General features: G+C 58.5%; 9 protein-coding genes. 6 read left to right on the forward strand and 3 right to left on the reverse strand.

The window, feature by feature from the left end; all coding sequences use genetic code 11:
• Positions 1-5 precede the first annotated feature (5 nt).
• On the forward strand, positions 6-803 hold the full coding sequence (locus tag K3727_13525) for a fructosamine kinase family protein (GenBank protein UWQ93375.1): 798 nt from the start codon (positions 6-8) through the stop codon (positions 801-803).
• A 15-nt stretch (positions 804-818) separates the two neighbouring features.
• Here the strand turns inward: K3727_13525 and K3727_13530 are convergent, their stop codons facing one another.
• A complete protein-coding gene (locus tag K3727_13530) occupies positions 819-1,199 on the reverse strand; it encodes a hypothetical protein (protein ID UWQ93376.1) in 381 nt (126 codons plus the stop codon).
• A 475-nt stretch (positions 1,200-1,674) separates the two neighbouring features.
• On the opposite strand from K3727_13530, the gene K3727_13535 reads away from it, so the two are divergent.
• Both K3727_13535 and K3727_13540 read left to right on the forward strand, forming a co-directional pair.
• Positions 1,675-2,679, forward strand: coding sequence for a hypothetical protein (locus K3727_13535; GenBank protein UWQ89829.1), 1,005 nt, complete (start codon positions 1,675-1,677; stop codon positions 2,677-2,679).
• Between the two features lie 212 nt (positions 2,680-2,891).
• The gene (locus tag K3727_13540) at positions 2,892-4,184 is read left to right on the forward strand and encodes an O-acetylhomoserine aminocarboxypropyltransferase/cysteine synthase (GenBank protein ID UWQ89830.1); all 1,293 of its coding nucleotides are present in this window, start codon (positions 2,892-2,894) and stop codon (positions 4,182-4,184) included.
• A 1,336-nt stretch (positions 4,185-5,520) separates the two neighbouring features.
• On the opposite strand, the gene K3727_13545 is transcribed toward K3727_13540, so the two are convergent.
• Entirely contained in the window at positions 5,521-6,228 is a 708-nt protein-coding gene (locus K3727_13545) for an SIMPL domain-containing protein (protein UWQ93377.1), read from the reverse strand.
• 194 nt (positions 6,229-6,422) lie between these two features.
• On the opposite strand from K3727_13545, the gene K3727_13550 reads away from it, so the two are divergent.
• Positions 6,423-8,939 carry a hypothetical protein gene (locus K3727_13550; protein ID UWQ89831.1) on the forward strand — a complete coding sequence of 839 codons (2,517 nt, stop codon included), beginning with the start codon at positions 6,423-6,425 and terminating at the stop codon, positions 8,937-8,939.
• A gap of 105 nt (positions 8,940-9,044) precedes the next feature.
• Here K3727_13550 and hppD read toward each other — a convergent pair whose 3' ends face one another.
• Positions 9,045-10,139 carry a 4-hydroxyphenylpyruvate dioxygenase gene (gene hppD, locus K3727_13555; GenBank protein UWQ89832.1) on the reverse strand — a complete coding sequence of 365 codons (1,095 nt, stop codon included), beginning with the start codon at positions 10,137-10,139 and terminating at the stop codon, positions 9,045-9,047.
• Positions 10,140-10,284: 145 nt separating this feature from the next.
• Here hppD and K3727_13560 point away from each other — a divergent pair, with 145 nt between their 5' ends.
• Positions 10,285-10,740 carry an Lrp/AsnC family transcriptional regulator gene (locus K3727_13560; protein ID UWQ89833.1) on the forward strand — a complete coding sequence of 152 codons (456 nt, stop codon included), beginning with the start codon at positions 10,285-10,287 and terminating at the stop codon, positions 10,738-10,740.
• Between the two features lie 208 nt (positions 10,741-10,948).
• Positions 10,949-12,841: a monovalent cation:proton antiporter-2 (CPA2) family protein gene (locus K3727_13565; GenBank protein ID UWQ89834.1), complete on the forward strand. Its 1,893-nt coding sequence runs from the start codon at positions 10,949-10,951 to the stop codon at positions 12,839-12,841.
• The last annotated feature ends 68 nt before the right edge of the window (positions 12,842-12,909 follow it).

The raw sequence follows: 12,909 nt of genomic DNA on the forward strand, positions 1-12,909 counted from the left end.
GCGACCTGCGACTGACAGTTGAAACACTGCTCGACACCAAGGTGACGGGCCTGCGTCCCCTGCACGGGGGTAATCTGTCGGTCGTCACCGAGGTCGAGCTGGGCGATGGCAGGCACATCGTTGCCAAAACCGGTACTCTTGTGGATCGCGAGGCCCGCATGTTGGATGCCATGGCGGCAGCCGGTGCGCGGGTGCCACAGGTGTTGAAGGTGTCACCGGGGCTGATCCTCATGGAGCGGCTGGAAGAAATTCCTGCCAATTCTTTGGGCTGGCAGGATTTGGGGCATATGCTACGTCACCTGCATGCGCCTCGACAGCGCGCCTTTGGCTGGCAGCACGACTATGCCTTTGGCCCCGTCACCATCGCGAATACACAAACTACGAATTGGCCCCAGTTCTGGTGTGAAAATCGCCTGCTGGCCGGGTTGGACACCCTGCCCCTGGACCTAAGCCGCCGCGTGGAACGCCTGGCACCCCAGCTCGTTGATCACCTGCCTGAGTCGCCGCCTGTGTCCCTGTTACACGGGGACCTTTGGGTGGGAAACATCCTCTTTTCGACAGGATCATCTGCGTGGTTGATTGACCCGGCCTGCTATCATGGGCACGCCGAAGTCGATCTGGCCATGTTGTCGTTGTTTGCCACACCGGACCCTGCCTTTTTTGCGGCCTATGGCCCCCTTGCTCCGGGGTATGCCAGACGTGAAGCGATCTATCAGCTGTGGCCCGCGCTGGTGCATCTGCGCCTATTCGGGTCCGGCTATCGTCCCATGGTCGAAACGCGGCTGAACCGGCTGGGTGTCTGACCCGCGCCGGGGCAATTATTGCAGCGGAAGTCCTTGACGGTTGAATTTGACGTTTTCGGTACTCAGGTCGTCATAGGTCACATGCACTTCGACCAGAGCCACCTGCCCCAACCCAAAATTGCGGTACGGCAACCCGTCGCTTTCCTTGATCGCATTTGGTGTTGGGTCATTCAGGTGACAGGGGGGCAATGGCCAGGGCTGTGGGGTGTCGCCGTTCACGCCGACCTTGACCTCCAGCAATCCACAGCGCCAGGACCACAGATGGGTCACATACAACAGGTCTTCCCCGTTGAATTCCCGCACCGAAATCCAGTTCGCCTTGGTCATGGACAGGATCGGTTTGACTTCTACCGCGGTGGTAAACCGCCCGCTGGGCACCTGTGGTTCGGCCTGCAAAGCTGCCGGTGCCGCACCAGATGCTGCGCCAGATGCCGTACCGGATGCTGCACTGCCCAGAAAGGCCGTGGCCGGAGCCGGTTCACCGGCAGGTGCTGCTGGCGCGCTACCCAGAAACGATGGCGTCGCCGGCTGTTCGGCCTGGGATTGGTCGCCCGATTGCGCGGGTGCCAGGAACATGGGAGTGGCGGCAACCTCGGCTTCAGCCTGCGCCGTCACCATTGTGTCCTGATCTCCGGCAACCTGCGTGCCGGCCCCAGAATCGCCTGCAGGTACCGATTGCACGATGACCGCGACGACAAACGCCAGAAATTCAAACATGATCCCAATCCTCCTGCTCCGGGCCGGAGCCTTGTCCGGGGTATCCCCAAAAAATTCACATCCGGGGCTACGCGGGGTTTTGGACTGCGCACTCCCGTCTTATACTGCCTGCCAGAGCAGGGACCGCATCGCAAAACAGCGGCTGGTAATCAGTATGGCAAGAAAACAGGCTACGCGCCAATCCTTCAATATCCTGATTGTCGGGCAATCCGGGCGGCTACAATATGAAGCCATCCTGTTTGCAGCCTCTTTGCGCCAGTATTCCCCCGGCTTTCAGGGCCGGTTGTTTGTGGCTGTCCCACAACCTGGCCCCCTGTGGGACACTGACCCGTCAATCCGCAGCAAAGAGGTGTTGGGGATTTTGGAGGCTCTGGGGGCCGAGATTCTGCCGTTCAAGAACAAGGTTTTTGGCAAACCCTATCCCAATGGCAACAAGATCGAAGCGCTGATGTCGATGCCAGAACGCGAACCCTTCGTGTTCTTTGACACCGACACGCTGATCACCGGCGAGCTGAGCGACGTGCCCTTTGACTTCAAACGCCCGGGGGCCTCGCTGCGCCGCGAAGGCACCTGGCCCAAGCCGACGCTGTATGGTCCAGGATACCACGGCATCTGGCAGTCGCTGTATCAGCGTTTTGGGCTGGATTTCGAATCCAGCCTCGATCTGAGCCAACCGGATGAATATTGGCGACGGTATCTGTATTTCAATGCGGGTTATTTCTTTGGGGCCTGCCCGCGCGCGTTTGGCAAACGATTTCTGGTGTATGCCCAATCGATCCTGACCACCCCCCCGATCGAACTGGTGGGGCAAACGTTGGACCCCTGGTTGGACCAGGTGGCGCTGCCGCTGGTCATTCACTCCTTTGGTGGCGGACGCGACGCATTGCCTGATGGGTATCTGGATGGCACCGTGAGTTGTCATTACCGGCATCTACCGCTGCTTTATGCGCGCGAGAGCGATCATGTTGTCGACGTGCTGGAAACCATTACGGCACCCAATCGGATCAAGAAGGTGCTCAAATCCTATGACCCGATCAAACGCATGATCTTTCAGGGGCGCGGCCACAAGGTCCGGGCGATGTTCGATCAGGACAATCTGCCCCGACGGGAACAGGCCATTCGCAACAGGATCAAATCCAACGGATTCTGGATGCGGTGAAATCGGGGGCTCTGCCCCCCGACACAGCCAGTGGCTGTGTCTCCCCCCGAGGTATTTCAACCAGAAAGAAGCAGATCCCCACAGCACGAAAAACGAATGTTCCCAATGCAGCTGTGATGTCAGACAAATATTCCTGTTTGCACTGATTGTGTTGTGTCCGAAAATCGGGTGTCCTACACCGAATTCACCATTTTCATAGGGAGATACTTCGCATGACCGACGGACCCACCCACGGTTTTGATACATTGCAAATTCACGCCGGGGCCCGCCCTGACCCGGCCACCGGTGCCCGCCAGACACCCATCTATCAGACCACAGCCTATGTGTTTCGGGATGCCGATCATGCGGCGGCGTTGTTCAACCTTCAGGAAGTCGGGTTCATCTATTCCCGCCTGACCAATCCGACCGTGGCGGTTTTGCAGGAACGGATTGCCACCCTGGAAGGTGGTGTCGGTGCTGTCTGCTGTTCATCGGGTCATGCGGCGCAGATCATGGCGCTGTTTCCGCTGATGCAGCCCGGCTGCAACGTCGTGGCCTCGACCCGTCTGTATGGTGGCACCGTCACGCAGCTGAGCCAGACGATCAAGCGGTTCGGCTGGTCGGCGAAATTCGTCGATACCGATGATCTGGACGCGGTGCGCGATGCCATCGATGAAAACACACGCGCTGTGTTCTGTGAATCCATCGCCAACCCGGGTGGGTATGTGACCGACATTCGCGCGGTGGCTGATGTAACGGACGCAGCAGGCATTCCGCTGATTGTCGACAACACGTCGGCCACACCCTATCTGTGCCGCCCGATCGAACAGGGTGCCACCCTGGTGGTGCATTCGACCACCAAATATCTGACCGGAAACGGCACAGTCACCGGGGGCTGTGTGGTGGATTCTGGCAACTTTGACTGGTCGGCCAACGACAAGTTCCCGTCGCTGAGCGCACCGGAACCGGCCTATCACGGGTTGAAGTTTCACGAAACCTTTGGCGGGTTGGCGTTCACCTTTCACGGTATTGCCATCGGATTGCGCGATCTGGGCATGACCATGAACCCGCAGGCAGCGCATTATACATTGATGGGGATTGAAACCCTGTCGTTGCGGATGCAGCGCCATTGTGAAAACGCCAAAACGGTCGCCTCCTGGTTGGAAGCCGATGACCGGGTCGACTATGTGACCTATGCCGGGCTGGACTCTTCGCCCTACGCCGAGCGTGCCAAGACCTGTTATCCCAAAGGCACCGGGGGATTGTTCACTTTTGCGGTCAAGGGCGGTTATGACGCCTGTGTCAAACTGGTCAATGCGCTGGAGATCTTTAGCCACGTGGCCAACCTGGGCGACACGCGGTCATTGATCATCCATTCGGCATCGACCACGCACCGGCAACTGACCCCGGAACAGCAGGAAGCCGCCGGCGCAGGTGCCAATGTGGTGCGGGTGTCGATCGGGATCGAAAACGCCGAAGATCTGATCGCGGATCTGGATCAGGCATTGACCCAAGCCTGCAGCTGATCTGGTCCCTGGCTTGATTGAAAAGGCCGGGCTGGGTGCTGACGCATGCCACCCAGTGGAACACTTCCACCATCATGCCTGCCGCGGAAACGCGGCAGGCTGTTGATTTATTATGAGATTTAGTTGCCCCCGGATTACTGCATTTGAAACAAGGGCGCGGAAAAAGTTTCGTACGCATCAGGCAGCATTCAGCCCAAAGAAAAACACCCAAGCCTCACGCCGGACCAGATGGTGACCGCCGCCAAGCATGGTCCAGGTGCATACCCGCGAGGGAAGGTCTGCGAGAGCGAATTCTCGCCCGTATCGCCCGCGCCTCTCGATCAGGAGGTCGAGCGGCGCGGGCGATCATGCTGGTATTCTGGGCGGCCCCGCCTGTGGTGCCTGTGGCACGCGCATTCTTGCGGCTCCGAACGAGGTCTCGCCGAATGGCACACATCAGCGGACCCGGGACAGCAAAGGCAAGGCCACCGGGAAGAAGGCAACACCGGCACCGTCCGCGCCCTGCACACGCCTTGCAAGGGCAAGAAGGGTGCCCGATCGTCGATCTCGCTTCTACACGCCGGGCAAAAAACCACCTCGGACAACCGGCGCGCACCTTCATGAACGTGCCATGGGACCGCCTCGGCCGGGCGGTCAGAGCTGGTAGCAGAGGCACCCGGGTTGGGTTCAGGGAGCTCTGTTCAATCCCGCGATGTTGATCTCGATCCTCAACATCTTCCGGATCAACCACAACGTCTTCGAACCGAAAGGGGTCTACGGTGCCATACAATGAAATCGACAACATTGGGAAAGCCGCAAAACTGATGCCGCGCTCCCTCGGCTTCCCGGGAACAGACGAGTGTATCCAGATACCGACTCGTGCACGACGTTCACCACAGACCCGCACGCCCGCAATGCGCCACGAGCTGGACGCGCGCAAGCGGCGGAAGGTGAAGATGGGCCGGATCTCTACTGCGTGTTCTAACGACCCAGGTTTTAAGCTGGCACAAAAGTTGGTTCCACGCTGGACCAGTCATGGAAAGCGCCCGCAAGCAAAGCGGAAATCCCGTCGACGGATCAATTGGAAATCGTCGCCCCGCCCCCGGAAGTCGTCGCGATTCCCGATATCTTGATCGTACCGCACAACTTGCAATCCAATCAGGAGCCGGAGCCGGGTCAAACCCGATCCCGCCAGAACTCATCTTGTTGTACGGCGCGTATTTCACATCACAAGAGTGGCTGCGATGAAACTCATCGCGGCCACTCATTGCCTGGGTCGCCCTTTATGCTGTGCGTCCCACCAGCCGGAATACGCCAGCATGGTGGTCGGCCTTTTTGGTTCGATCCGGGGACAGGGTCATTCCAGATCCAGAATGTCGAACACCATATTGACGCTGACGCTGACAGACATTTCACCGGCAGCGATGGCGGTGCCAGCTTTGCGGGCTGACATGGCTGCCTGCATTGGCAGGACACGCCCGTCAAAGCCTTCGGTGATTGACGAAACCAATCCCAGCGCAACCCCAGAGGCCTCGGCCAGTTCCCGTGCCTTGACCTGTGCATCCCGAACGGCCAAAGCACGGGCCTGCGATTCCAGCGGTCCTGGATCTTGAATTCCGAACTGCAACCCATTGAATTCATTTGCACCCGAGCCGACAACCGCATCCAGAACCGGCCCCAGCCGCTCCAGATCCAGAACCCGGACAGATACGGCGTTTGAGGCGGCAAACCCGGTGATCTCAGGCGGGCTGTCAGTGTCGCGGCGTTGGTTGGACCAGATCGGGTGCAGCGTCACCCGGCTGGTCTGTATCTGACGCGGCTCAAGCCCCAGATCCTGCAGCTGTTGCAACATCTCACCCATGGCAGCCGAAACCTCAGCCATCGCCTGTCCGGCGTCCTGATGATCGTGGGTCACGCCCAGAGTAATGGTGGCCATATCCGGAGCGGCTTCGACCTGGCCTTGACCCGAAACGGTGATCACGCGGGGGCTGTCGCCTGCCATCGCTGGTGTCATTGCTGCCGCAGTCAGAGCCGCAGTCAAAGCTCCGGTCAGAGCCGTTGCCATCAATGTTTTCTGTATCACTTGGATCAATCTCCTGTTGTGCCTTCAACACATGGGGGCGGTCCCCCGCCTTCGGCAAGAGTTGCGACCGTGTTTTCCTTTTCCTCGGCAAACTCCTGCTTTATGATTGCGCAACAGGTGACACTGGTTTGCAAAAACCGATTGGATAAGCTGGTTTGGACGGTTTGGATCATAACATGAGACCGGGTTTTGCCCTGTCGCTTTCCTTTGACGGGATTTCGTTGCTGCATCGGGCGGCAGGCGGATGGCGCTTGGTTGGCGAGGTCGGGCTGGACACTGAGGATCTGGCCAACGATCTGGCGCAATTGCGCACAGATGCCGAGCGGCTGGAACCGGGGCGTATTACCTGCAAGGTCATCATCCCCAACGAGCAGATCAAATACCTGTCGGTGCCCACCGGGGATCTGGACCGGTCTGCGCGCGAAGACATGGTTTTGGCAGCGCTCGAAGGGGCAACCCCCTATGCCGTTTCCGACCTGGCGTTTGATCTGTCCCAGGATGGCGATCAGACCCATGTGGCTGCCGTCGCCCGTGAAACCCTGGACGAGGCCGAAACTTTTGCTGTCGAGCACGGGTTCAACCCGACGTCCTTTGTTGCCGTGCCCGCAGAGAATTCGTATCTGGGCGAACCGCATTTTGGGTCGTCCCAACATGTCGGCAGCCATCAAGTCGATCCCGATGGAATTGCCGTCGTGGTTATTGGACCGGCCATCTATCCCCAGGATCCGCCGGAGAACGACGAAACCGAGCTGCCGAAAATCGACACCCAATCTGATGCCGGGTCACCTGCCCCGGTTGCAGAGTCACCAGCCCCTGCGCTGGACAGCGCTCAGACGACACCGGCACAACCGGCCACAGATGAACCCGCTTCCGCGCCTGCGGTGGGCTTTACCAGCCGTCGCAAGAAGCCGGATCAAGGCGCGGCACCATCGCTGCAAGGCGTCGCGCGCACTTCGGCGGCTCCCGCCCCCACTGTGGCGCAACCGGTTGCTCCACCCGAGAAACCGGCTCTGCGCCCTGCCCCGACACCACCACCTGTAACACCACCCAGCGTCGGAATTACATCACCCGATCTGGATGTCCCGCCCGAAGTTGATCCCAAATCCGATGCCCCGGCACAAAATCTGTCCGGGTTCCACAGTCGGCGCAACACCCCTGTCGACATGTTGCCCGCTCAGGACAGCAAGCCCAAAGCCTATCCGGTCGCCGACGCCCCTCCCGGGGCCACACCGCGCCAGGAGGCAACCAGCGAAACCGAACGCATGACCCTGTTTGGGGCACGCGATCAGATCAGGGTTGGCGGCAAACCGAAATACCTTGGATTGGTCCTGACCGCTGTTCTTGTGCTGTTTCTGGCCGTAATCGCCGCATGGGCCACGTTCTTTTCCACAGGTCGCTTGGGTGAATTGTTTGAAGCCCAGCCTGATCCGGCCACACAGTCACCGCCACAGGTCACACCGGATCCCACCGAGACGGCCCCGGTTGAACCGGCGATTGCGCCACTGGGTGAACCCGCAGAGCCCGTTGCGGCACCCGCGCCAGCGCTGCCTGATATCGCCAATCTGCCGGCTCCGACCGAAGTGCCCTTGCCCGGGCTGACAGACACTGACACGGCCGTTCTGGATGCGCTGAGCGATCCCGAACAGGACGCACAGAAGGAAACACTGGACGAAACACCGGACGAAACACTGGGCGAAACTGCCACCACCGAGCAACCGTTCCAGCCGTCTGCCAATGTGGCACGGTATGCAGCCACCGGCATCTGGGCCGACGCGCCGACGCAGCCCGAAACCCCTTCGGTGATCGGGTTGGATGATCTGTTCATCGCGTCCATCGACCGCACGGATCTGTCACAGGATTCGGTCGCCTTGCCTGACGCGGCCAGCCTGAATACCGACATTTCCCTGGCTTCGGTCGGATCACCGGCAGCCCAAGGAACCAGCTTCAGATTGAACGATCAAGGGTTGGTGGATCCCACGCCCGAAGGGACGCTGAGCCCGGATGGGGTTCTGGTGTTTCTGGGAACCCCGCCTGTTCGCCCACCGCAAACCCCGACCCGTTTCGAAGAGGAACCCGAAACTGATGCGAACCGGGAGCGCCTTGCCGGTTTGCGCCCCCAACTGCGTCCCGAAGACCTGACTGAACAAGCCGAACGCGCACAGCTGGGCGGGCTCAGCCGGTCCGAGCTGGCCGGTGTACGCCCCAAGCTGCGTCCCGAAAGCATTCAGCGGCAGGCTGAAGCATTGGCACAGACTCAGCCCGAACCCGAAACCCCCGCCACGCCCGAAGAAGCAACCGAAATCGTTGGCACAAAGTTGGCTGTGGCTGCGACCGTCAAGCCCAGAACACGCCCATCGAATATGGCTGCTTTGGTCAAAAAGGCCAGCCGCAACGACCAGTCACAAGCCGCCACAATTGCCCCGGCCACCGTCTCGCCCAAGATTCCATCTTCGGCCTCGGTGGCGCGCCAAGCCACCTTCCAAAACGCGCTCAACCTGAAGCAGGTCAATTTGATCGGCGTCTACGGATCCCCGTCTGATCGCCGGGCTTTGGTCCGGTTGCCCAGTGGCCGCTACAAAAAGGTCAAGGTCGGTGACAATGTGGACGGGGGCAAGGTCGTCGCCATCGGAGACAGCGAACTGCGATACCAAAAACGCGGCCGAAACCTGACATTGCGCATCCCCAACGGGTGATCTGCGCATAATCTGATCCTGTCGCCCGGCCCTCGTGCCGAACAGAAAAAACCACCGCAAGATCGCGCTTGCGGTGGCTTCATTTCGTCAGCAGTCTTGCCCTGATTACGCAGCTTCGATCTCGCCGCTTTCGATCTGTTCCCGTTCGATGGATTCGAACAGCGCCTTGAAGTTGCCTTCGCCAAATCCGTCATCACCCTTGCGCTGGATGAATTCGAAAAAGATCGGGCCGATTACGGTTTTCGAAAAGATCTGCAACAGGATCCGGGTTTCTCCACCATCCACAACGCCCTCGCCATCAATCAGGATGCCGTGTTTCATCAGCTTGTCTTTGGGTTCGTCGTGACCCGATACCCGGTCATAGGACATGTCATAATAGGCCTCGTTCGGGCCGGGCATGAATTTGAGCCCTTTTTCGGCGATTGCATCGGTTGCCGAATAGATGTCATCGCTACCGACCGCGATATGCTGGATGCCTTCGCCGTTGTATTTCTTCAAATAGGCAACAATCTGGCCGGTCTCGCCGCGATCTTCGTTGATCGGAATGCGAATGCGGCCACAGGGCGACGTCAGCGCACGGCTGAACAGCCCGGTGAATTTACCCTGAATATCAAAGAAACGGATTTCCTTGAAGTTGAACAGGGACTCGTAGAAATTGAACCACTTGTCCATGTTGCCCTTGAACACATTGTGGGTCAGATGGTCGAGATAATAGAACCCGTCCCCTGCAGGCTTTGACTGGGTCAGCCATTCGAATTCTTCATTGTAGGGCGAAGTATCTGAGTATTGGTCGACGAAATACAGCAGCGAGCCGCCGATGCCCTTGATCGCTGGCACGTTCATTGTCTTGTCGGACGCGTCATAGGGTTCCGCCCCCTTGGACACCGCATGATCATAAGCCGCCTGGGCATCCACAACACGCCACCCCATCGCAGGCGCGCAGGGGCCGTGCTCTTGGACAAATCGCGCGGCAAAGCTGTCGGTATCGGCATTCAGGATATATGTCACATCTCCCTGCTGCCACAGCTCGACATTCTTGGATTTGTGACGACCCGTCAGCGCAAACCCCATGCGGGTAAAGAGATCGCGCAATTCCTGTGGTTCCGGGTGGGCAAATTCGACGAATTCAAACCCATCCGTACCAGTCGGATTTTCGGCGGAAATGACAGATTTCGGTGCGGTATGCGGGAAAGGACCCATGGGCGCGGTCTCCTGATTGGACATTTCGATTATCTGACTCAAAAATACCCCATTCTCGATGCAGGTTTTGCGCAAAGTGACGCATGTTTCATTACCAATGTGCGGAGTTTTCATGATATATCATCAAAAACTGCGGAGATTACGCATGCTGGACGCTACAGATACCAAACTTCTCGCAGCTTTGCAGAAAAATGCGCATCTCACCGCGCACGAGCTGGGAGAGAGGCTGAACCTTTCGGCCAGTCAGGCCGGGAGACGACGGCAACGATTGGAAACCGAAGGCTATATTCAAGGGTATTCCGCCCGCTTGGATCCGTCCAAGTTGGGCTTGCATGTGCAGGGGTTTGTGCAGGTACATCTGAACAGCCATGGCCCGGAACAATCGGCCAGCTTTGCCCGACTGGTGAGCACCCGGTCAGAAATCACCAGCGCCTGGACCATGACTGGCGACGCCGATTACCTGTTGCGGGTCTATTGCGCCGATCTGCCTGGGCTGAATCGGCTGCTGCACGAAGTCCTGCTCCCCCACCCTGCGGTCGCCCGGGTGCAAAGCCAGATTGTCATGGACCAATTGAAACGCGACGCGCCGCTACCGACCTGAGCTGTCTGGGGGGAAATAATGGCAGTGGGTCGATTTCCTGCGCCAAACGGGCGTGAATTTTCACATTCCATGCATATGTAAGGACCACAATAGACCACCTGCATCACGAATCCCTACAGACGCAATAATTCCTGTATTATCGGTTGAGTTTCCGACGCATTGCATCGGATGATCAGACCGAAACTGGCGAACACCAACTGGACCCCTCATGGATGAATTCCTTTATCAGGCTTCAATTTACCTCGCTGCGGCGGTGATTGCAGTCCCGTTTGCGTCGCGATTAGGTTTGGGGTCCGTTCTGGGATATCTGGCGGCCGGAATCATCATTGGCCCGGTTCTGGGCATGGTCGGTGCCGAAACCGAAGATTTGCAGCATTTTGCCGAGTTTGGCGTGGTGATGATGTTGTTCCTGATCGGGTTGGAGCTGGAGCCGCGCGCGCTCTGGGATATGCGACACCGACTGATCGGGCTGGGCGGTTTGCAAATCCTGTTCAGTACGCTGGCTCTGATGGGGGCGGCGATGGCAACCGGGCAGCCCTGGCAGGCGTCCCTGGCGATTGGCCTGGCGCTGTCTTTGTCGTCAACCGCGATTGTGCTGCAAACCCTGTCGGAAAAGGGGTTGATGCAAACCAGCGGCGGACGATCCGCGTTTTCGGTTCTGTTGACCCAGGATATTGCGGTGATCCCGATCCTGGCCTTCTTGCCGCTGTTGGCGGTTGCCCCAGACTTGCAGTTTACCACCGATGGATCCATTCAGCGCGCAGTTGATGGCGCGGCGCAGCACGGTTCTAGCCATGGCGGCGGTCTGTCCTTGGTCGCGGGATTGCCGGGATGGGCGGTGACGCTTGTCACCATCGGCGCGGTCGCCTTTATCATTCTGGCTGGAATCTATCTGACCCGACCGCTGTTTCGATATATCCATGCGGCCAACCTGCGCGAGATGTATACCGCGCTGGCGCTGTTGATCGTTGTGGGCATCTCCTTCCTGATGACATTGGTCGGGCTATCCCCGGCCCTGGGGGCGTTTCTGGCTGGCGTGGTTCTGGCCAACAGCGAATTCCGGCACGAATTGGAAAGCGACCTCACGCCCTTCAAAGGGTTATTGCTGGGTCTGTTTTTCATCACAGTCGGGGCAGGCATCAACTACAAGGCGTTTCTGGAAGATCCAGGCGACATGATCGGATTGGCCCTGCTGATTATCGTGGCCAAAGGAACCGTGCTATATTTTGTTGGTCGTGCCTTTGGGTTGCGGCGGCGGGCCCAATGGTTGTTCACGCTCAGTCTGGCCCAGTCTGGAGAATTTGGCTTTGTTCTCTTGGCCTTCTCGGTTCAACTTAATGTACTTCCTCAAGTTCTTTCTGAAAAACTGTTGCTGATCGTAGCCCTGTCGATGCTGATCACGCCGCTGTTGTTCATCCTGTATGATCTCATGTCCAAACGGATCTCTGATCAGAAACCGGAACAGGAACCGGACGAAATCGACGAACAGGGTCCAGTGATCATTGCAGGCATTGGTCGATTTGGGCAGATCGTCAACCGCCTGGTCCGCGCCAGCGGGTTTCAAACCATTGTTTTGGATAACAATATGGAAGCCATACAATTGATGCGGCGGTTTGGTGTCAAAGGTTTTCTGGGAGATCCCACCCGCCCCGAGCTGTTGCGCGCCGCAGGTTTGAGCAAGGCCAAAGTGCTGGTCGCCGCCATGGATCAGGCGGAGGAGGTCACAAAGCTGGTCGCCTATGCACGCCGGCAGCGTCCCGATATACACATTATCGCCCGCGCTTTTGACCGCAATCACGTATACGAATTGTACAAGGCCGGAGCGGATGACATCGTGCGAGAGATGTTTGACAGCTCGCTGCGCGCGGGACGCTATGTGCTGGAAAATGCCGGACTAAGCGAATATGAGGCCGCCCGCGCCGAACAGACGTTTTACGCCCATGACCGCAGAACCATGCGAGAGCTTGCACAGCTTTGGCAACCCGGGGTTCATGCCCGCGACAACCCGGCCTATATTGCGCGATCCAACGAACTGGAACGGGATCTGGAAACTGCCCTGTTGCAGTTGGCCGAAGAGGAAAGCGATCGCAAATCCGCCTGACCAACTTTCTGACACGGAAACGCGTTCTGGCGACAACATGCGCCCACAACCATCTGTTTTATAATGAA

The organism is Rhodobacteraceae bacterium M382 (genome assembly GCA_025141015.1).
GTDB classification, from domain to species: domain Bacteria; phylum Pseudomonadota; class Alphaproteobacteria; order Rhodobacterales; family Rhodobacteraceae; genus Aliisedimentitalea; species Aliisedimentitalea scapharcae.

Bases quoted from the DNA above. Each gene is read 5' to 3' on its own strand.
- K3727_13535 (UWQ89829.1), top strand. From the start codon at position 1,675: ATGGCAAGAAAACAGGCTACGCGCCAATCCTTCAATATCCTGATTGTC.
- K3727_13560 (UWQ89833.1), top strand. From the start codon at position 10,285: ATGCTGGACGCTACAGATACCAAACTTCTCGCAGCTTTGCAGAAAAAT.
- K3727_13540 (UWQ89830.1), top strand. From the start codon at position 2,892: ATGACCGACGGACCCACCCACGGTTTTGATACATTGCAAATTCACGCC.
- K3727_13545 (UWQ93377.1), bottom strand. From the start codon at position 6,228: ATGGCAACGGCTCTGACCGGAGCTTTGACTGCGGCTCTGACTGCGGCA.
- hppD (UWQ89832.1), bottom strand. From the start codon at position 10,139: ATGGGTCCTTTCCCGCATACCGCACCGAAATCTGTCATTTCCGCCGAA.
- K3727_13565 (UWQ89834.1), top strand. From the start codon at position 10,949: ATGGATGAATTCCTTTATCAGGCTTCAATTTACCTCGCTGCGGCGGTG.
- K3727_13550 (UWQ89831.1), top strand. From the start codon at position 6,423: ATGAGACCGGGTTTTGCCCTGTCGCTTTCCTTTGACGGGATTTCGTTG.